Annotated in this window: 21 protein-coding genes; 9 read left to right on the forward strand and 12 right to left on the reverse strand. The window is 42.1% G+C overall.

Annotated features, from left to right (window positions below):
- The first annotated feature begins 148 nt into the window (after positions 1-148).
- The 3 genes from cysB to AC3Z9T_RS03820 all read left to right on the forward strand — a co-directional run bounded on the left by cysB (position 149) and on the right by AC3Z9T_RS03820 (position 4,834).
- Entirely contained in the window at positions 149-1,123 is a 975-nt protein-coding gene (gene cysB, locus AC3Z9T_RS03810) for an HTH-type transcriptional regulator CysB (protein ID WP_490124867.1), read from the forward strand.
- Between the two features lie 242 nt (positions 1,124-1,365).
- Positions 1,366-4,038: an aconitate hydratase AcnA gene (acnA, locus tag AC3Z9T_RS03815; RefSeq protein WP_490124868.1), complete on the forward strand. Its 2,673-nt coding sequence runs from the start codon at positions 1,366-1,368 to the stop codon at positions 4,036-4,038.
- Positions 4,039-4,378: 340 nt separating this feature from the next.
- Positions 4,379-4,834: a hypothetical protein gene (locus AC3Z9T_RS03820; protein WP_490124869.1), complete on the forward strand. Its 456-nt coding sequence runs from the start codon at positions 4,379-4,381 to the stop codon at positions 4,832-4,834.
- A gap of 62 nt (positions 4,835-4,896) precedes the next feature.
- Here AC3Z9T_RS03820 and hemB read toward each other — a convergent pair whose 3' ends face one another.
- Positions 4,897-5,883: a porphobilinogen synthase gene (hemB, locus tag AC3Z9T_RS03825; protein WP_490124870.1), complete on the reverse strand. Its 987-nt coding sequence runs from the start codon at positions 5,881-5,883 to the stop codon at positions 4,897-4,899.
- Between the two features lie 167 nt (positions 5,884-6,050).
- Positions 6,051-6,647: a GTP cyclohydrolase II gene (gene ribA, locus AC3Z9T_RS03830; protein WP_490125137.1), complete on the reverse strand. Its 597-nt coding sequence runs from the start codon at positions 6,645-6,647 to the stop codon at positions 6,051-6,053.
- Between the two features lie 212 nt (positions 6,648-6,859).
- Here ribA and pgpB point away from each other — a divergent pair, with 212 nt between their 5' ends.
- From pgpB to yciH, 5 genes are all read left to right on the forward strand, one after another.
- On the forward strand, positions 6,860-7,582 hold the full coding sequence (gene pgpB / locus AC3Z9T_RS03835; protein WP_490124871.1) for a phosphatidylglycerophosphatase B: 723 nt from the start codon (positions 6,860-6,862) through the stop codon (positions 7,580-7,582).
- A 125-nt stretch (positions 7,583-7,707) separates the two neighbouring features.
- The gene (locus AC3Z9T_RS03840) at positions 7,708-8,025 is read left to right on the forward strand and encodes a LapA family protein (RefSeq protein ID WP_490124872.1); all 318 of its coding nucleotides are present in this window, start codon (positions 7,708-7,710) and stop codon (positions 8,023-8,025) included.
- 6 nt (positions 8,026-8,031) lie between these two features.
- A complete protein-coding gene (gene lapB / locus AC3Z9T_RS03845; RefSeq protein WP_490124873.1) occupies positions 8,032-9,201 on the forward strand; it encodes a lipopolysaccharide assembly protein LapB in 1,170 nt (389 codons plus the stop codon).
- A 42-nt stretch (positions 9,202-9,243) separates the two neighbouring features.
- On the forward strand, positions 9,244-9,984 hold the full coding sequence (gene pyrF, locus AC3Z9T_RS03850) for an orotidine-5'-phosphate decarboxylase (RefSeq protein ID WP_490124874.1): 741 nt from the start codon (positions 9,244-9,246) through the stop codon (positions 9,982-9,984).
- On the forward strand, positions 9,977-10,303 hold the full coding sequence (gene yciH / locus AC3Z9T_RS03855) for a stress response translation initiation inhibitor YciH (protein ID WP_490124875.1): 327 nt from the start codon (positions 9,977-9,979) through the stop codon (positions 10,301-10,303). Before pyrF ends, yciH begins: the two co-directional genes overlap by 8 nt.
- Before the next feature lie 110 nt (positions 10,304-10,413).
- Here the strand turns inward: yciH and osmB are convergent, their stop codons facing one another.
- The 10 genes from osmB to AC3Z9T_RS03905 form a co-directional block, all read right to left on the reverse strand.
- Entirely contained in the window at positions 10,414-10,632 is a 219-nt protein-coding gene (gene osmB, locus AC3Z9T_RS03860) for an osmotically-inducible lipoprotein OsmB (RefSeq protein WP_490124876.1), read from the reverse strand.
- A 194-nt stretch (positions 10,633-10,826) separates the two neighbouring features.
- A complete protein-coding gene (locus AC3Z9T_RS03865) occupies positions 10,827-12,770 on the reverse strand; it encodes an exoribonuclease II (protein WP_490124877.1) in 1,944 nt (647 codons plus the stop codon).
- Between the two features lie 109 nt (positions 12,771-12,879).
- Complete coding sequence (gene nth, locus AC3Z9T_RS03870) at positions 12,880-13,521, reverse strand: endonuclease III (RefSeq protein WP_490124878.1); 642 nt, start codon at positions 13,519-13,521, stop codon at positions 12,880-12,882.
- Between the two features lie 14 nt (positions 13,522-13,535).
- Entirely contained in the window at positions 13,536-14,252 is a 717-nt protein-coding gene (locus AC3Z9T_RS03875) for an electron transport complex subunit E (protein WP_490124879.1), read from the reverse strand.
- A 2-nt stretch (positions 14,253-14,254) separates the two neighbouring features.
- On the reverse strand, positions 14,255-14,881 hold the full coding sequence (rsxG, locus tag AC3Z9T_RS03880) for an electron transport complex subunit RsxG (protein WP_490124880.1): 627 nt from the start codon (positions 14,879-14,881) through the stop codon (positions 14,255-14,257).
- A 9-nt stretch (positions 14,882-14,890) separates the two neighbouring features.
- Positions 14,891-15,976, reverse strand: coding sequence for an electron transport complex subunit RsxD (rsxD, locus tag AC3Z9T_RS03885; RefSeq protein ID WP_490124881.1), 1,086 nt, complete (start codon positions 15,974-15,976; stop codon positions 14,891-14,893).
- A 13-nt stretch (positions 15,977-15,989) separates the two neighbouring features.
- A complete protein-coding gene (gene rsxC / locus AC3Z9T_RS03890; protein WP_490124882.1) occupies positions 15,990-18,503 on the reverse strand; it encodes an electron transport complex subunit RsxC in 2,514 nt (837 codons plus the stop codon).
- The gene (gene rsxB / locus AC3Z9T_RS03895) at positions 18,496-19,101 is read right to left on the reverse strand and encodes an electron transport complex subunit RsxB (protein WP_490124883.1); all 606 of its coding nucleotides are present in this window, start codon (positions 19,099-19,101) and stop codon (positions 18,496-18,498) included. Before rsxB ends, rsxC begins: the two co-directional genes overlap by 8 nt.
- On the reverse strand, positions 19,101-19,682 hold the full coding sequence (gene rsxA / locus AC3Z9T_RS03900; protein ID WP_070928081.1) for an electron transport complex subunit RsxA: 582 nt from the start codon (positions 19,680-19,682) through the stop codon (positions 19,101-19,103). Before rsxA ends, rsxB begins: the two co-directional genes overlap by 1 nt.
- Before the next feature lie 88 nt (positions 19,683-19,770).
- Positions 19,771-20,211, reverse strand: a complete 441-nt coding sequence (locus tag AC3Z9T_RS03905; protein WP_490124884.1) for a DUF2569 domain-containing protein — start codon at positions 20,209-20,211, stop codon at positions 19,771-19,773.
- Positions 20,212-20,323: 112 nt separating this feature from the next.
- On the opposite strand from AC3Z9T_RS03905, the gene AC3Z9T_RS03910 reads away from it, so the two are divergent.
- Positions 20,324-21,367 (forward strand): oxidoreductase, encoded by a 1,044-nt coding sequence (locus AC3Z9T_RS03910; RefSeq protein ID WP_490124885.1) that lies wholly within the window; start codon positions 20,324-20,326, stop codon positions 21,365-21,367.
- The last annotated feature ends 37 nt before the right edge of the window (positions 21,368-21,404 follow it).

The following is a 21,404-nucleotide window of genomic DNA, read 5'->3' on the forward strand; positions in this document are numbered from 1 at the left end:
TAGGTGAAATTTTATCATCCAGCTATTCACACGGTGCGGAATGATGATATATTGGTTATATTAAATTAGTTATATATAGTTTTTAATTATAAGTAATAATTTTTAGCTATAGCAAATTCTTTGCCGCTCTATAGAGGTGGATCTCAATATGAAATTACAGCAATTACGTTATATTGTTGAAGTGGTTAATCATGACTTGAATGTCTCTTCAACCGCTGAAGGGTTATTTACCTCGCAGCCTGGTATCAGTAAACAAGTGAGAATGCTTGAAGATGAGTTAGGTATTCAAATTTTTGCCCGTAGTGGCAAACACCTAACACATGTCACACCTGCGGGTGAAGAAGTGATCCGTATTTCTCGTGAGGTTCTCTCTAAAATTGAAGCCATCCGTTCTGTAGCAGGGGAACACACTTACCCTGACAAAGGCACATTACATATTGCGACGACACACACCCAAGCACGCTATGCGTTACCTCCAGTGATCAAAGGTTTTATTGAACGCTACCCACATGTTTCACTACATATGCAGCAAGGGTCACCAACCCAAATAGCAGAAGAGGTTTGCAAGGGAAATAGTGATTTTGCTATAGCCACTGAAGCACTACATCTGTACAGCGATTTGATCATGCTACCTTGCTACCATTGGAACCGTTGCGTGGTTGTGCAAAAAGGGCATCCACTAGCAGAAAAGAAAAATGTGACTATTGAAGATGTCGCTCAATATCAAATCGTAACATATACCCATGGTTTTACGGGGCGTTCTGAGTTAGATGTCGCGTTCCAAAAAGCAGGTCTTGAACCTAAAATTATTTTTACGGCAACAGATGCTGATGTGATTAAAACTTATGTCAGACTTGGGCTCGGTATTGGTATTATTGCCAGTATGGCAGTTAACCCTGAACTGGATAGCGATCTCGTGGTGATTGATATGCGCGATAAGTTTAGTTACAGCACCACGAAAATTGGTTTTAAACGAACCAGTTTCTTGCGGAGTTATATGTATGATTTTATTTGGCGTTTTGCACCTCATTTAACCCGTGATGTTGTCGATAAAGCGATTGCCCTGCGTAATAATGAAGATATTGAAGAGATGTTTAAGGACATCAAATTACCAATCGTATAGCCGACTGCTTTTTTCCACGATGGGTCCACGTTTGGATCCATCAAAACTCGCCTTTATTTCTTACATCTCCCCCTCATAATTATTCTTTTTTGGATAGTAAGTACAATAAATTTGTGGATTTGACACAAAATCCATAAAGTAAATAATTATTGCAACTATAATTACAAGTACTTAACAAATCTTTTGTCATTTGCTAGGTATATAAGATGACCGATAATCATCATAAAAACCAAGGAGGAGTTATGTCGTTGAGTCTAAAAACGCAGAGTGCAGCAACACTCAGTGTCGGAAGCAAGCTCTATAATTACTTCAGTTTACCGATTGCGACTAAGCAACTCGGTGATGCCTCAAAATTACCCAAATCCCTTAAAGTGCTACTCGAAAATTTATTGCGAAATATTGATGGCAAGTCGGTGGTTGAAGCTGATCTGCAAGCGATTATTGATTGGCAAAAAACGGGGCACGCCAACCGAGAAATTGCTTATCGGCCTGCTCGTGTATTGATGCAGGATTTTACCGGTGTACCGGCTGTGGTTGACCTTGCTGCAATGCGAGAAGCGGTTAAATCGTTAGGAGGGAATGTCGAACAGGTCAACCCTTTATCACCAGTTGATTTGGTTATTGACCACTCTGTGATGGTAGACGAGTTCGCAACAAATAATGCCTTCGATGATAACGTTGAAATTGAAATGAAGCGTAACCATGAACGTTACTTGTTTCTACGTTGGGGGCAAAAAGCATTCAATCGTTTTCGGGTTGTGCCACCGGGAACCGGTATTTGTCATCAGGTCAACTTAGAATACCTTGGTAAGGCGGTGTGGTACGAGGAAATTGATGGCAAACTGTTTGCTTACCCAGACACCTTAGTGGGTACGGACTCCCATACCACCATGATAAATGGTCTTGGTGTATTAGGTTGGGGAGTCGGAGGGATTGAGGCGGAAGCTGCTATGCTAGGTCAGCCTGTCTCTATGTTGATCCCTGATGTAGTTGGCTTTAAATTAACCGGAAAATTAGCCGAAGGCATTACGGCAACAGATTTAGTTTTAACTGTAACTCAAATGTTACGTAAACATGGTGTTGTCGGTAAGTTTGTTGAGTTCTATGGTGATGGTCTGGCTGACTTACCGTTGGCCGATAGAGCAACTATCGCCAATATGTCTCCTGAATATGGGGCAACTTGTGGTTTCTTCCCTGTTGATGAAGTGACACTGGGTTATATGAAATTAACAGGGCGTAGTGAGCAAGAAATAGCGCTGGTTGAAGCTTATAGTAAAGAGCAGGGGCTATGGCGTCATCAAGGTGATGAGCCTATTTTTACCAGCACACTAGCGTTGGATATGTCGACGGTTGAATCCAGTTTGGCAGGGCCAAAACGCCCACAAGATCGTGTTGAACTGAGCCAAGTACCGAAAGCATTTCAAGCGGCAATTGAATTAGAACTTAATAAGAAAGATAAAGCTGCACATCCAGCTGTTGAGTATCAAGGGCAACATTTTGAAATGAAAGATGGGGCCGTTGTGATCGCTGCCATTACCTCTTGTACCAATACGTCTAACCCAAGTGTTTTAATGGCGGCAGGTCTATTAGCGAAGAAAGCTGTGGAAAAGGGCTTAGCTCGTCAGCCATGGGTAAAATCATCATTAGCGCCGGGATCAAAAGTTGTGACTGATTACTTGGCACTAGCAGGACTCACACCATACTTAGACCAATTAGGATTTAATCTAGTGGGCTATGGTTGTACAACTTGTATTGGTAACTCAGGTCCTTTACCTGAACCAATTGAGCATGCCATCAAACAAGCTGATTTAACGGTTGGTGCTGTTTTATCAGGTAACCGTAACTTTGAAGGCCGTATTCACCCGTTAGTAAAAACCAATTGGTTAGCGTCACCACCGCTGGTGGTTGCTTATGCATTAGCGGGTAATATGAATATCAATGTCAAAACAGATCCTTTAGGTAAGGATACACAAGGTCATGATGTTTATTTGAAAGATATTTGGCCATCAAGTGCTGAAATTGCCCAAGCAGTTGAAAAAGTTAAAACAGATATGTTCCGTAAAGAATACAGTGCAGTTTTCGATGGTGATGAAGCATGGCAGGCTTTAGACGTTGAAAGCTCTGCAACCTATCATTGGCAGGAAGATTCAACTTATATTCGCCATCCACCGTTCTTTGAAGGTATGAAGGTTACCCCAGAAATAGTAAAAGATATTCATGGCGCAAATATACTGGCTATTTTAGGCGACTCAGTGACTACTGACCATATCTCTCCAGCAGGTAATATCAAAGCTGACAGCCCTGCTGGACGTTATTTACAAGAGCATGGTGTTGCAGCGGCTGACTTTAACTCATATGGCTCCCGCCGTGGTAACCATGAGGTTATGATGCGTGGAACATTCGCGAATATTCGTATTCGCAATGAAATGGTGCCTGGAGTTGAAGGGGGTTATACAAAACATATTCCAAGTGGTAAACAAATGGCGATTTATGATGCAGCGATGTTGTATCAAGAAGAAAATCGCCCGTTAGCCATTATCGCAGGTAAGGAGTATGGTTCAGGTTCAAGTCGTGACTGGGCAGCTAAAGGAACTAACTTATTAGGTGTTCGGGTAGTCATTGCCGAGTCCTATGAACGTATTCATCGCTCAAACTTAATCGGTATGGGGGTAATACCGTTGGAGTTTCCTCAGGGAACAACGCGTAAGACACTAAACCTAAAAGGTGATGAGCGTATAGATGTTGAATATCTACAATCGATTGAACCAGGCCAACATATCGTGGTGAAAATCACTTATGGTGATGGTCATGTACAAGAAATTGCGACTCGTTGCCGTATTGATACCGCAACGGAAATGGAATATTACCGCCATGGTGGGATCTTGCATTATGTGATCCGCCAAATGTTGCATTAATTTTCAGCAATTAAACGAAAACGCCCATATGTGTTTGCCCTGTGGGCGTTTTTTATTGTTATTTCGCAATATTAGGCCATTTAATTCAGGTTATGATTGTTATACAGGAAAAGATTTTTAAGCCAAATTAGTAACGCGTCATAAAAATGAAAATATTTTGGCTTTTTTATGAAAAATTTAGCTTAAAAATTTCGTTACCGGAAAGAGATGTGTTTAACTTTTTTATAGCAGTAAAGAATAGTACTTCGAATTGTTTTAAATTAGCTGAATGAATGCCGGGTTGCTAATTGCCATTTTGTGATAGCAACCAATGAAATTATGCAACGTAAAGGAAGAATACATGGCAGATATTAACGCAACTGATTTTTACAAAGGTGCACTATGGGCAGCGGATATTCTAGTGAGCACCTCTTCAAGTCATCGCTATAAAGAGGAAATCAGAGATATCCTTGAGCATATTCCTAACTTGTACTCCATTGTGATGCAAACGCCAGAAACTGAGGTATTTGACCTACGTTTATTCGTTGATAAAGAATTCCCATTAGGGCGCAATGCAGACTATGTTTCGTTTGAAATTGTTGCGCTAGATAAAAGTGACTCTATTGTCCCATTACCTGAAAAATCGACTGATCCGGTAGAAATGTATCAAACACGGGATGATATTAGTTCTTGGGGGGTGGTTGCCAACACAACGACTGACAAACAGCTTTTGATGATCACTGGCGTGCATGAGCCACGTATTGCTGCAAACTATGTCGAACGTTTGACCGAGCAACTAGCTGCTCAAAAAGCGTAAATATTAAAGGTTAAAAAGGCCCGCCAATAAACTATCTTGCGGGCCAATAAACTAGGTTGACATTATTTTAATGATAATATTTTATCTTCAGCGAGTTGTAACGCGAAATAGGTGAAGATCAAATCTGCACCCGCACGTTTAATTGAACCCAACGTTTCCAAGGTGACACGGGTCTCATCAATAGCGCCAGCCATCGCAGCAAATTTAATTTGTGCATATTCACCACTGACTTGGTAGGCCCCGATAGGGAGCTCTGTGCACTCACGTAGGTCACGAATGATATCCAAATAGGCACCTGCAGGTTTAACCATCAACGCATCTGCACCTTCTTGCACGTCAATCAATGACTCATGAAGCGCTTCACGGCGATTCATTGGATTCATTTGATATGTTTTACGATCACCTTTTAAGCAAGAACCTGCTGCATCTCTAAATGGACCATAGAGGGCAGATGCAAACTTGGTTGAGTAAGACATAATTGCGGTATCTGTAAAACCAGCGGCATCAAGAGCATGACGAATAGCGGCGACTTGGCCATCCATCGCAGCCGACGGCGCAATAAAGTCCGCGCCAGCACGAGCAGCAGCAACTGCTTGCAAACCTAAATTATGAATAGTGGTATCATTATCAACAACATCACCGTGCATTACGCCACAATGTCCATGCGAAGTGTATTCGCAAAAACAAGTATCTGACATCACAATCATTTCAGGTACGGTGTCTTTACAGATGCGAGACATGCGGGCGACAAGACCATTTTCTTGCCATGAATCACTACCGGTTTCATCGAGATGGTGGGAAACACCAAATGTCATCACTGATTTTATACCCGCTTTAGCAATACGTTCGATTTCATAAGCTAAACGTTTTTCAGGAATACGCACAACACCAGGCATGCTTGCTATTTGCTTATAATCATCCAAACCTTCTTCAACAAAGATCGGCAGACATAAATCATTAATAGAGAGGTGTGTTTCTTGAAATAAATCACGCATTTTTTCGGATTTACGTAATCTTCTCATGCGTTGGATAGAATGCAGGTTGTTCACCGTAGCTCCTTGTTATCAGAAAACAAACTTAACTTGAAGTCTGATGAGTATAAACCTTATAAATTGAAAGTGAATACATCAATCGATTAAACAAATACAACAGTGGGTTATTTGCTTAATATCAGAAAAGGAAGAGCACTGTTATTGGCTCTTCCATTTGAGAAGGGTTATTGGTGTTTGAAGAGCATATGGCCCATTTTTTCCGCTTTCACGTCTAAATAGTGAGCATTACTTGGATTGCGTCCAACAATTAATGGAACTCGCTCAACCACATTGATACCCGCTTCACGCATAATATCAATTTTTTTAGGATTATTGGTTAATAAACGAACCTCATTAATCCCCAGTAGCTTATACATGTCAGAACAAAGTGTAAAATCGCGCTCATCAGCTTTGAAACCGAGTTTTAAATTAGCTTCAACTGTATCTAAACCCTGATCTTGTAATGCATATGCACGGATCTTATTGAGTAAGCCAATATTACGGCCTTCTTGGCGATGATAGAGCAGCACACCTCGGCCTTCTTTACTAATTTGCGAAAGCGCTGCTTCTAATTGGAAACCACAATCACAGCGTAAACTGAATAATGCATCTCCGGTTAAGCATTCTGAATGGATGCGACTGAGGACTGGCTCAGGGCCTGAAATATCACCAAAAATTAAGGCGACATGGTCACGACCAGTTGCAATCTCTTCAAACCCTACCATTAAAAACTCGCCGAAAGGCGTCGGTAATTTGGCTTCTGCAATACGTTTTAGCTGCATATTTTCATTCATTAGTTGGGGTAACTCTTACATAATTAATAACGTTAACCGATAAGAAAATCATTTATCGATGCTATATAACGTTTAGCACTCGTATATAGAGCGTTGACATTTATTTGCACACTGCCAACGATATATTACTATAGCAGAGTTAATTAGTTGTGAATCTAATTTTATTAATATGCATAACCTATCGTTCGGAATAGCATTAAATGAATAAAACTGTTTACTCGATATCTGCATTTTCAATTTTATTGATCCTTCCGCCTGCAATGATGTCACTGATAGGTTGGCAGTGGCATCCATCAGAAAGTACAGAGTCACTTAAGTGGCTATATTGGCTCACTGAAACCGCAGGGTTACCCTATAGCTTGATAACGTCAGTTGTCTTATTAGTTCTGGCGCTCGCTATCTGTCGGCCGATGAAGACAAATATGATTAAGTGGGCAATAGTGATGATCTGCTGCATATTAGTAGGTCAAGGTATAAAAGGGGTCGTTAAAAATACGTTTCAAGAGCCACGGCCTTATGTTGTTTGGTTAGAGAAAACTTATGATGTTTCTAGTTCGGATTTTTATGAGTTAAAAAGAAAACAGCGTGTTGATGTTATAAAAGAACTCGTTAAGTCAAATGAGCAAGTTCCTTCATGGCAACGCAAACATTGGCAAGTTGAAACCGGGTATTCTTTTCCATCAGGACATGTCTTATTTGCAGCAGGCTGGGCCTTGTTGTTGATTGGTCTTTTTTGGCAGCGTCGTCAATTCGCGCTAGCTATCATCGTTGCTATTTGGGCTGAAGGGATTGTGTTTAGTCGTTTGCTATTGGGAATGCATTGGCCTTCAGATGTGATAGTTTCTATTATAATAAGTGCAATTCTTGCTATGGCTGCATGTGGCATATTGCAAGAGCAAATTCGTATTAGGCGTAAGTGGTAAAAACATGATCTCTCTTATCGGCTAAATGGGGGTATAAGATAAATTACTTTGTCTGAATGCCCTATAAATGCTACCTTATCAGGTAGATATTTTGTTTTTTATAAGAACTGATAACGGGAAAAAATGTGAAATATTTTCTGATTTTATTACTAGCTGTTGTCATTTTTATCATTTCAATAACGCTAGGCTCAAGCAATAATCAGGTTATTACATTTAACTACCTGATTGCACAGGGAGATTTCTCCGTATCTTCACTTTTAGCCTCTTTGTTTGGTGTAGGGTTTGTGCTTGGTTGGTTAGTGGCTGGCCTGTTTTATTTACGCGCTGTCGTTAGTTTGAAAAATGCGCGTCGTAAAATTAAACGTCTTGAGTCTCAATTAAGTACAGGCGATAAAACACTCTCTGAGTCAACAGAGATTGTTGCACAGAAAAGCAAGGAATAACCTTATATGTTTGAGTTGCTGTTTCTGTTATTACCAATCGCTGCTGCATATGGTTGGTATATGGGGCGCCGAAGCGCTCAACAAGACAAGCAGCAACATGCTAACCGCCTGTCGCGTGACTATGTAACAGGCGTCAACTTTCTTTTGTCAAATCAACAGGATAAAGCTGTCGATTTATTCCTTGATATGTTAAAGGAAGACAGCTCTGCCTTTGAGGCACATCTGACATTAGGAAATTTGTTCCGTTCTAGAGGTGAAGTAGAACGTGCTATCCGTATTCACCAATCTCTAGTTGAAAGTGCTGCTTTATCATTTGAGCAGCGGCTTTTAGCCACTCAACAGCTTGGTCGTGATTATATGGCTGCGGGAGTTTATGATCGCGCTGAAAATATGTTCCAACAGCTGACGGATGAAGTTGATTTCAAACAAAGTGCATTGCAGTCGTTACTTTCAATTTTTCAATTGACCAGTGAATGGACCAAGGCTATCGATACCGCAACCAAATTGGTTAAGTTGGGCAATGAAGAATTGCGAGAAAATATTGCCCATTTTTATTGTGAGCTAGCCATTCAACATCTCGGTAGTGATGATCTTGATGGTGCTTTGAGCCTACTGAATAAAGCTGAGCAAGCTGATAAAACCTGTGCCCGTGTATCAATTATGAAAGGGCGTATTTTTATTGAACAATCTCATTATGAGAAAGCGATTGCTGTCCTTAAACAGGTTTATGAACAGGATAGGGAACTCGTTGCTGAAACTTTGCCTTTATTGCATGATTGCTATCATAAAGTCGCTGATATTGATGCATGGGAAGAGTACCTCCGTCAATGCGTCGCAGGCAATACAGGGGCAATTGCTGAACTCTATTTAGCGGATATTATTGTTGCTAAGCAGAGCCATGAGGCTGCCGCAAGTTATATTAATGATCAAATTCAACGTCATCCCACAATGCGGTTATTTTACCGTTTGATGGATTATCATCTACAAGAGGCAGAGGAAGGCCGCGCAAAAGAAAGCTTAATTTTATTGCGTAAAATGGTAGGTGAACAAATAAGAACTAAACCTGATTACCGTTGCCACAAATGTGGTTTTACTTCGCATTCGCTATATTGGCACTGTCCATCCTGCCGTTCATGGGACACAATCAAACCGATTAGAGGGTTGGATGGTCAGTGACAGCGTCACTTCTTACCAAACACGATTAAAGGCTATAACGAAATGATTTCTTCATCTGAGAACCACGCTCGCGCATCAACCCATTCACCTGTTATTGTTGCGCTTGATTATGAGGATGCAAATGCAGCATTAGCATTTGTTGATTTGATTGATCCGCGTGAATGTCGTTTGAAAGTAGGCAAAGAAATGTTCACTTTCAATGGCCCTCAATTTGTTAGATCACTACATCAACGTGGTTTTGATGTTTTTCTTGATTTAAAATTTCATGACATTCCAAATACGGTTGCTCGTGCGGTAGCTGCTGCTGCTGAAATGGGCGTTTGGATGGTTAACGTCCACGCTGGTGGCGGTAGTCGTATGATGGAAGCGGCACGTCAGGCTCTTGAACCTTTTGGCAACGAAGCGCCATTATTAACTGCGGTCACTGTCTTGACCAGTATGGATCAGGCTGACCTAGTTGGTGTTGGTATCAATGCAACCCCTGCGGAGCATGCAGAACGCTTAGCGTTACTGACAAAAGATTGTGGCTTAGATGGCGTTGTGTGTTCAGCACATGAAGCGACAAGGCTAAAATCATTGTGTGGCGTTGACTTTAAACTCGTTACGCCGGGTATTCGGCCGATTGGTAGTGAGGTAGGTGATCAGCGTCGTATTATGACACCGCAAGATGCATTGAAAGCAGGGGTTGATTATATGGTGATTGGCCGCCCAATTACCCGTAGTGAAAATCCTGCGTTGACCTTACAACAAATTAATCAGTCTATAAAGGGTTGCCATGAGTGATTCAAACAGCCGCCTAGTCTATAGCACTGATATTGGGCGTATCGAAGAAGAAAAAGCTAAAACTCAACGCCCGAAAGGCGATGGTATCGTTAGGATCCGCCGTGAAACGGCTGGTCGTAAAGGTAAGGGCGTTTGTGTCGTTACCGGTCTAGATCTTGATGATGATGGCTTAGCTAAGTTAGCCGCAGAACTTAAGAAAAAATGTGGTTGCGGTGGTGCGGTGAAAGACGGTGATATTGAGATTCAAGGCGATAAGCGAGATGTGATTAAGCAACTCCTTGAAGCTAAGGGCTATCATGTTAAATTAGCTGGAGGTTGATTTATATAGCCTTTTTAAGCTCTTATTATAGAAAATAGTCAGTGCCTAAGTTTTGATATGATCCAACACAAGCTGGATAAGGGGAACAACCCCCTTATCCATTGATTAACTTATTTTCCGACTTGATGTCCTATTATTCCACCAACTGCGGCGCCACCCACCGTACCAAGTGTGCTACCACCTGTTAGGATCGCTCCGCCAACAGCACCAACACCCGCGCCAACAGCAGTATTCTTATCTCGTTTTGACATGTTTGAGCAAGCGCTTAAACTCACTGCAAGTACAGCTGCAAGGGCAAATGTCATAACGCGTTTACTTGTCGTGTTCATTTTAGTGACTCCTAGTTTCAAGGTTGTAACCAAATTATCACAATCAGTAATTATACGAATCAGAATTATCGGGAATTAATTTATATAGAAAAGGGCAATATATCTGAGTGAAACACGGTAAATGCGAAAGAATGCAAATAATGTGCTACTGAAAAGTGTTCAGTAGCACATGAAAATTATAGCATTAAAATGGGTTATGCAACGGGACGGGCAACAATATTACGCGTTTCCATGCGCACTTCAGCGATATTGACATTAATAATATCGTTGAGTTGATAAGCTGGTTCACCCTTGATTAATACGCTACCGGTTTCTTGGCTACATTGAATTTCATCGCGAACAGCATGTAAGAATGGGGCGGGTATAAATGCGACAGCTCCGTTATCAGTTAACCTAACACGAACACCACCGCGAGTAATATCAATGATTTCAGCTGGGAATGCTTTATCTGTACCTTCAAATGGTTTCAAGAAACGCGCATACAACCAATCACCAACATCGCGTTCTGCCATACGGTTTGCTCGACGGCGCTCAGCTAATTTTAGGGAGAGCTCTTCAGTCGGCTTATCCGTAGAAGGTTTACCTGCAATAACTGACTTCAGAAGGCGATGATTAACAATATCCGTATATTTACGGATTGGTGAGGTCCATGTGGCATAGGCATCAAAGCCTAGTCCAAAGTGTGGGCCTGGCTCACCTTTTACTTCTGCGAAAGTTTGAAAACGACGAATACGGCTATCAAGGAACTGTGTTGGCTGAGCATCCAATTGACGGCGAAGTTGGCGGAACCCTTCAAGCGTTAGTAAAGATTCAGCTGTCGTTTCAATGCCATGATCTTTTAGTGTTTGCACAACTTGCTCAATTTGCAAAGGCTCAAAGCCCATATGAACGTTAAACACACCAAAGCCTAAGCTATTTTTAAGTTGTATAGCTGCGCATAAGTTAGCGGTGATCATTGCTTCTTCAACGATACGATTGGCGGCTCGACGGCTTTCAACAATAATATCAATAACGTTGCCTTTATCATCTAACAGGAAGCGATAGTCTGGGCGATCTTTAAACACTAGTGCATTTTGTTGACGCCATTGATGACGCTTATCAGCCATTTCTTTTAGCAGCTCAATTTGTTGCTTATCTGTGCTGTTAGTCGGCTGCCAACTGCCTGATTTTTCAATCCAATCAGACACCTCATCGTAAACTAACTTCGATTTAGACTCGACCCATGCACTGAAAAATTGAATGTCATCAGCGATACGACCATCTTCTAAAATAGTTGTACAACAAACCAGTGCAGGGCGACGCTCATTTGGGCGCAGAGAACAGAGGTTATCTGATAGCTCTCGAGGCAACATTGGGATGTTAAAGCCAGGTAGATAGTTAGTATAAGAACGTGCTAAAGCCAGTTTATCTAACTTGCTGTCTTTTTTGATGTAACTTGTTGGATCAGCAATAGCGATATACAGTTTTACATCACCGCTTTCTGTTCTTTCGACATACAGCGCATCGTCCATATCTTCCGTGCTTGCGCTATCGATAGTGACAAAATGCAAATCTGTTAGGTCAACACGCTCAATTCCTTCATCATCACACTCACTGTCAACCATTTGTGGTTCTGCACGGTCGAGTTGATGGCGGCGTAATGTTACCCACCAAGGTGCAAAATGATCTTCACCATCAGTAATAAATTCAGTGATGTCTGCGTAAAAACCCTTATCGCCTTTTAAAGGGTGGCGGCGCATCTGCGCAACAACCCAATCGCCTTGAACAAAGTCATGGGTGACTTCTTTTATAGGACGGCAAGAGATAGCATCTTTCAGAAGTGGGTGATCAGGGATAACGAATAAGCGGTTATCATTATCTTTTTTTTGAATTCTTCCTACAAAACGGCTGAGAAAAGGTTCAACCAGCTCTTCAGGTTCAGCGAATTCGCGATCTTTATCTGTGTGAACGGCGGCGATGATGCGATCACCATGCATCACTTTTTTCATCTGAGGCGGTGGGATAAAGTAGCTTTTCTGACCATCTACCTCAAGGAAACCGAAGCCTTTATCGGTGCTTTTAACTAAGCCCTCAACGCGAGGCGTTTGAGAGTGTAGTTGCTGTTTAAGTTGTGCGAGCAATGGGTTGTCTTGAAACATACTTACCGTTTTTATGGAGGTTGAGTTTGGCTCCCATTGTTACGTAAGACAAAGTCTTAGGGCAAGAAAAAATTTGCACAGGTAACAAATAACTGGGAGCAGTGTTAAGTTAATTTTCTGGGTAGACCTTATCTTTAAATTCACATAAGTCTTCGATAATACACGAACCACAACGTGGTTTACGGGCAATACAAGTATAGCGACCATGTAATATCAGCCAATGATGGCAATCAACTTTAAATTCTGCTGGAACGACTTTTAAAAGTTTTTCTTCAACTTCGACGACATTTTTACCAGGAGCAAAATTAGTTCGATTACTAACGCGGAAAATATGGGTATCCACTGCAATGGTCGGCCAGCCAAAAGCGGTGTTGAGGACAACATTGGCCGTTTTACGCCCAACACCAGGGAGCGCTTCTAGTGCTTCACGATCTTCGGGAACTTGGCTGTTATGCTTTTCGATGAGTATTTTGCATGTTTTGATGACACTTTCGGCTTTAGTATTAAATAAGCCAATAGTTTTGATGTACTCTTTTAGACCATCAACACCTAGCGCTAACATGGCTTCGGGTGTGTTAGCAACAGGATATAATTTAGCAGTTGCTTTATTGACGCTGACATCAGTTGCTTGGGCTGATAGCAACACCGCTATCAGCAATTCAAAAGGGGAGCTAAATTGTAACTCTGTAGTCGGATTTGGATTGTTATCGCGCAGGCGAGTTAAAATTTCAATACGTTTCGATTTATTCATACTCACATTCAATTTTATCTAGAAATATGGCTACCGCACCCTTGTTCTTTTTGGTATTCACGTTCAGGTTGTTCACCTGATTTAAGTACGGCACGTTTTTTCATTTTTTCATCAATCAAATATTTGCCCGCAAGCATCAGAGCTAGACCGATAAAAGCACCCGGTGGCAGCATAGCGAGTAAAAAGGGCGAGTCAAGGTGTAACACTTCAATTCGTAGTGATTTAGCCCATGACCCCAATAATAAATCAGCGCCATCAAATAAAGTCCCATTACCGAGTATTTCGCGCATAGCCCCAAGCACAAATAGTGCAGCAGTAGCACCTAACCCCATCGCAAGACCATCAATGGCAGAAAGTGATACAGGATTTCGTGAAGCGTACGCTTCGGCACGACCAATGACAATACAATTAGTAACTATAAGAGGGATAAAGATCCCCAGAGATTCATATAAACCAAAGGCATATGCGTTGATCAACATTTGTACGGCACTAACTACTGAAGCAATGATCATAACATAAATAGGAATACGAATTTCAGCTGGCACCCAACGACGAAATGCCGAGACAGCGACGTTAGTACAAACTAATACTAAGGTTGTTGCAAGACCCAGGCCAAGAGCATTAGTGGCGGTTGATGAAACCGCTAGTAGCGGACACAAACCTAAAAGTTGGACAAGAGCCGAATTGTTTTTCCATAAGCCTTGTGCGAAAAGTTCTTTAGATTCACTCATGTTTATTCAGCTCCACAAATAGGATAGTTTGATAGATTTTGTGGTATTTTTTGCATAAATGTGGCCGTACGTTTGGTGGCATTAACCACCGCTCTAGGGGTAATAGTTGCGCCAGTAAATTGATCAAAATCACCGCCATCTTTTTTGACTGCCCATTTAGGATCATGTTCTGACTCAACTTTACCTGTAAGCAAGGTGATCCAGTTTGAAATTCGTGTTTCTATTTTATCGCCAAGCCCTGGTGTTTCATGGTGTTCCGTTACTCTAACACCTAACACGTTCCCATTGAAATCAGTCCCAACCAATAAGTGTATCGCGCCTGAATAGCCATCAGGTGCTGTTGATTCAAGGGCTGCTGCAATAGGTTCACCATTTTTACGTGCAATGTAGAGTCGATGAGGTTGTTTACTGCCGAGTTCGGCTTCTGCACCCACAAGATAACACTCTTGGCCAAAATCATTATCATATAAGCTGGTTGGTACGACTTGGTCAAGCAACTGTTTCTGTACAATAGCTGCTTGCTGGGCAATGGTATCTTTAGTCAGCGTATAAACTGCGGCACTCAACGCTGTTGTACCGGCAGCAAAGATAGCCAATATAGTTCCATGACGACGCATTGTGTTTAGCATAAAGACTCCTTACTTATGTCCATGTCCGTATGCGCGAGGCTGCGTATAATGGTCAATGAGAGGGACGGCAATATTGGTCAATAATACAGCAAAAGCGATTGCGTCGGGGTAACCGCCATAAACACGAATTAACCAAACTAATAAACCAATCATCACTCCATAAATAAGACGACCTTTAGGCGTTGTGGATGCCGTAACTGGGTCGGTGGCAATAAAAAATGCGCCTAACATGGTTGCACCAGATAATAATTGCAACACAGGTGATGAATAACGACTATCATCTAATAACCAACTGACAGTCGCACAAAAGGCTAATGTTACAAGGAATGAAACAGGTATTTGCCAATTGATAATGCGGCGGTTCAGCATAATCAAGCCACCGACTAAATAGCCAATATTCACCCATTGCCAACCAATGCCTGCTAATGATCCTTGCAAAATAGGCTGTTGTAGGACATCAGAAATTGAGTGAGTTAGCAGGCCGGTTTTAAAGCTGTCTAATGGTGTTGCTTGGCTCATACCATCAACCCCCATACGTAGTGCATCGAGGGTAACACCTGTTGGAGTGTGGCCAGTAAAGATAATTGCTAAACTTTCTAAGGGATTGACGCTAAGAGATTGCAATTCATGAGGTGGTAGCCAACTAGTCATTTGTACTGGAAATGAGATCAATAATACGACATATCCAACCATTGCTGGGTTAAATGGGTTTTGGCCTAGCCCACCGTAGCATTGCTTGGCAATAATAATGGCAAAAGCGGTTCCTAAAACAATCATCCACCATGGTGCCAATGGCGGTAAACTTACGCCTAGGAGTAAGGCTGTAACAATCGCTGAGTTATCTTTCAATATGTTAATAACAGGTTGTTTGCGTAGACGTATAGAAATGCCTTCTGCAATTAATGCAGTGAGCATAGCTAAAATGATTTGATAGAGAGTTCCAATACCAAAAAAATAGAGTTGTGCTGCAATGCCAGGTATCGCAGCCAGTAATACCCAAAACATTACTGAACTGGTGCTTTGTTTATCGTGGGTAAACGGCGCGCTAGCGATTTTTAATCGACGATTATTTGGGTCAATAGGCCTAAATTTCATGGTATTTAATCACTTACTCTGTCGTTGTTTGTTCATTTTGCTTTTGAGCTTGTTTAGCTTTTACTCGAGCTATGGCTGCTGCAACTGCAATTTTTCGTGGATCCGTTTCTTCTTCGATAGGGAGATCGGCTGCGGGGGATAGCAACTCTTCTTCTCTAACTTGAGCAACAGCTTGTGCTTTTTCTTGTGCTAATTTTTTTGCCTTAGCACGGGCAATAGCCGCAGCCACAGCCGCTTTGCGAGGATCGACTTCTACAGCGTCTATTGATGCTTCAGGCTCCGCAGCCACGGGGACTGTTTCAGATTGCTGGGCGGCTTTCTTCGCTTTAGCACGGGCAATAGCCGCAGCCACAGCCGCTTTGCGAGGATCGATTTCTACAGCGTCTATTGATACTTCAGGTTCCGCAGCCACGGGTACTGTTTCAGGTTGCTGGGCGGCTTTCTTCGCTTTAGCACGGGCAATAGCCGCAGCCACAGCTGCTTTGCGAGGATCGACTTCTACAGCGTCTATTGATGCTTCAGGTTCCGCAGCCACGGGTACTGTTTCAGGTTGCTGGGCGGCTTTCTTCGCTTTAGCACGAGCAATCGCAGCAGCAACGGCAGCTTTACGCGGGTCAATGTCGCCATCTTCAACAGGTGTTTCAGACTCCGTAGTCACTGGCACAGTTTCAGCTTGTTGTGCGGCTTTCTTCGCTTTAGCGCGAGCTATTGCAGCAGCAACGGCGGCTTTGCGTGGATCATCAGTCTCATTTGATGTGGCTAACTCAACTGCCTTAGTGACAGTGTCACCTTTTGCCGCTTGTTCAGCTTTTTTAGCTTTAGCTCGAGCCAGTGCCGCAGCAACGGCAGCTTTACGTGGATCATCCGCTACATCGCTAGCTGTAGTCGCAACCGCTTGTTTTTCAGCCTGTTTAGCACGAGCAAGTTCTTTACGCGCCGCTCTAGCTGCAATAACAGCGCTATTATCAGGTTCGGCTCCTGTGATGACATTAATGTCTGTTGTTGCAGTAGACTGTTTAGCTTTAACTCGAGCAAGTGCAGCAGCGACAGCATCCTTATCTGATGCCTCGACCTGTACAGCCGCTTTTTTATGGCGTTCTTCACGAGCGAGTTTTTCACGCTCCATGCGCTGTTGTTTGGCTTCAAAGCGTAATTTAGCTTCAGCAGCACGCCGCTCTTCTTGATTAATCTCGCGTATTTCAGCTTTTTCTTGTCGGTAATATTGTACTAACGGAATATTACTTGGGCATACATAAGCACAGGCGCCACATTCAATACAATCAAACAGATTATGCTTTTCAGCTTTTTCGTGTTCTTTGCCTTTACTAAACCAATATAACTGTTGAGGTAACAAGGCGGCAGGGCAAGCCTCAACACATAAACCACAACGAATACAAGCTTCTTCGAGAGGTTTTTGTCCCACTTCTTCAATACTTGGTACTAATAAACAGTTACAAATTTTCACCACGGGGACGTTAAGATCAGGCAAAGTAAAGCCCATTAGTGGTCCACCCATGATCACCATTTGTTCTGTTGCAGGAGTAAAACCTGTTTGTTTTAGTAGGTGATATACAGGCGTTCCTAAACGTACCCAAAAGTTACCCGGTGATGTAATAGATTCACCGGTAACAGTTACAACACGCTCAATTAAAGGTTGCCCATTAATAACAGCTCGTTTAATGGCAACGACGGTTCCCACATTTTGCATCAATACGCCGATTTGTGACGAGCGCGCACCAGATGGCACTTCTTTACCAGTTAATATTTTAGTTAACTGTTTTGCGCCACCAGAAGGGTATTTGGTTGGTATGACTCGAACAATAATTTGTCGATCGTGTACAGTAATAGCATGGTTTAAGGCGGCAATGGCTTCTGGTTTGTTGTCTTCAATACCGATTAGCACTTGATCTGGGTTTAACAAATGCTGCAATACACGGCAACCTTCAATCACTTCTTCTGCATGTTCCTGCATTAAGCGGTCATCTGCCGTGATATAAGGCTCACATTCCGCCGCATTAATAATTAAGGTTTTAATAGCATCTTTACCACCGGCAAGTTTTGATGCCGTAGGGAACCCAGCACCGCCTAAACCAGCAATACCGGCTTGTTCGATTTTTTGCAGTAATTGTTGAGGCGTTAAACGTAAATAATCCACCTCAGGATGTAGTTCACACCATGTGTCATGGCCATCAGATTTGAGACAAACTGAAAGTTCTTTTAAACCTGAAGGATGTGCTGTAACCATCGGTTTGATGGCAGTAATGGTACCTGACGTAGATGCGTGTACTGGAACGGTACGACCAACTCCTCGAGTCAATGGCTGGCCTTTTAAAACGTGGTCGCCAACATTTACAATTAGTTCACCTTCGGGGCCTAAATGTTGCTGTAGTGGGATGACCAATTCATCAGGTACAGCGGCGACACGCATTGGTGCTTGGCTCGATTGTAACTTCATTTCAGGTGGATGTATACCACCTGAAAAGTCCCAAATATTGTCTTTTTTCAACCAGTTGAATAGATTAAACATGTGCATCACCTCGAACAGTTGTTTGATTAGGTGATACAGGGATATTTTTAACTGGGATGCTGTTTAAATCCCATTTCCAATTTGCAGTAGTCGTTTTCACGGGGACGAGTTCAATACAATCTGTTGGACAAGGAGCAACACATAAATCACACCCAGTACATAAATCTTCAATAACGGTATGCATCGCACGAGTTGCACCAACAATGGCATCTACAGGGCAAGCTTGGATGCATTTAGTACAACCAATACAATTGTCTTCATCAATAATGGCGACTTTACGTACAGGATTTTGTGCGCTTTCATCACCATCGATAGGTTGAGGATCCACATTAAGAAGTTCTGCTAATTTCAGCATCACTTGTTCGCCACCAGGAGCACATTTGTTGATCATTTCACCATTGTTGGCAACAGCTTCCGCATACGGACGACAACCAGGGTAGCTACATTGGCCACATTGGCTCTGTGGCAAAATAGCATCAATTTTTTCTACGATAGGATCCTCTTCAACCTTAAAACGTAAAGAGGCATAACCAAGGATCAGGCCAAAAATCAGCCCGAATACAGCTAAAATAGCAATAGCAATCCATAACGACATCATTAGAATTTCACCAAACCACTAAAGCCCATAAACGCTAAAGACATCAGCCCAGCAGTAATCAAGCCAATCGATGAGCCACGAAAAGGTGCAGGCACATCAGCAACTGCAAGGCGTTCACGAATAGCAGCAAATAGCACCATAACTAATGAAAAGCCAACAGCGGCGCCGAAACCATAGACAGCGGACTGTAAGAAGCCATGTGATTGGTTAATATTAAGTAGTGCGACACCAAGCACAGCACAGTTAGTGGTGATCAGTGGTAGAAAAATCCCCAGTAGGCGATATAGGGTTGGGCTGGTTTTTCTAACAACCATTTCGGTGAATTGCACAACAACGGCAATGACTAAAATAAAGCTTAAAGTGCGTAAGTAAAGGAGATCAAGGGGTACCAATATTAAGGTATCCATTAACCAAGAAGAGATTGCCGCGAGCGTCATCACGAAAGTCGTAGCAAACCCCATTCCAATGGCCGTTTCGAGTTTTTTTGATACGCCCATAAAAGGGCATAGACCAAGGAATTTCACCAGTACAAAGTTATTAACCAGTACGGTTCCAATAAATAGCAGTAGATAATCAGTCATTTCAGAGCCTGAAAACAAAATTAAAAATACAAAAACCGACGGATGTCAGTTAAACAGGCTGTATCATAACAAGCTATTTTTGTGATGCTTATCGATCTTGTGTGAAAGTCATTTTCACACGCGCAGAATTCTTGATATAGGGAACAAAGAAACCTGCGCCTATAAGAGGCCAAGCTAGTGCTTTAAGGGCGGTAGCATCATCAACAGCTGCAAAGGCAAAGGTTTTTAGTCCTAGTAGCAACAAAACAAGCAGCCAAATAATAAAGCGACGAGGGAAATGGCGAGAGCGATTAAACATTAATTTGATGATATGAGCAGTAAATATCGCCATCACGACAGTGATTAAAAAAGATAAGCACCAATCAAGTGGAATATAGCTCACCCAGTTATCGATTGTTGTGATTATTTGATACAGCTTAATGGAATACATAACAATCATCGCACAAACGGCAAAAAAGGTGAGCAAAATAAAAGCAGCAGGGGCAAGAAGCCAACCAGTGATACGGTGATGGTCATAAACAGGCGTCATATCAATCTATTCCATAAAATCAATTAATAGGTATCCTACCATAGTTTAATTTGCTAATTAATTGGTTATGGTGATACTTTTTACGGATGAAAAATAATTAATGAGGTTACTTATGTCTGCACCGATTAAAGTAGGTATTGTAGGTTATGGTTATGCCAGTAAAACATTTCATGCACCTTTTATCGCCACTTTACCTGGATATGAATTGACGGCTATCTCCAGTAGCGATCCGAATAAAGTCACCGCAGATTGGCCAAATGTTGCCGTTACCTCTTCCCCTGAAAAATTGTTTGCCAATCCAGAGATCGAATTGGTGATAATTCCAACACCAAATGACACTCATTATTCATTGGCGAGCCAAGCCTTGGCGGCAGGGAAACATGTGGTGGTTGATAAGCCATTCACGGTCACGGTAGAAGAAGCAGAAAAGCTACAACAACAAGCGCTTAAAGAAGGTAAATTGCTTTCTATTTATCACAATCGCCGTTGGGATGCTGGTTTTTTAACCCTTAAAAAGCTGTTTGCTGATGGTTGTTTGGGTGATATCAAATATTATGAATCGCATTTTGATCGCTATCGACCAGAGACTCGCCAAAGATGGCGTGAATCAGCCGTTGCAGGCGGCGGTATTTGGTATGATCTAGGCCCTCATTTATTAGATCAAGCTCTTCAATTCTTTGGTAAACCGCTTGGTATTACGGCTGATTTAGGCATTATTCGACCTAATGCAGAAGCGACTGATTACTTTCATGTTTTGTTAAACTATCCAGATAAAAAAGTGGTGTTACATGCGACGACAGTCGCAGCGGCAGAATCACCACTGTATGTTATTCATGGTATGAAAGGTAGCTATGTTAAATATGGGCTTGATTCGCAAGAGGATGAGTTGAAAAAAGGGTGTTTACCAACCAGCGATGGTTGGGGGATTGATAAACGCAATGGTCATGTGACGTTGTCACAAGGTGATGAGCTAGTTACTCAAGAATGGACTAATGAGAAGGGTAATTATGGCGGGTATTACCTTGCGATTTATGACGCAATACGCAATGGTGCGGCAACGCCAGTTCTTCCTCAAGAAGCTATCAATATTATGAAACTGATTGAAGCAGGTATCCGTTCTGATCGGGAAAAACGGACTATTAATATTGATTTCTAGCATTAACTAATGAACCGGCACTGGCTGGTTCTTTATT

It is taken from the genome of Providencia sp. 6390 (assembly GCF_058148425.1).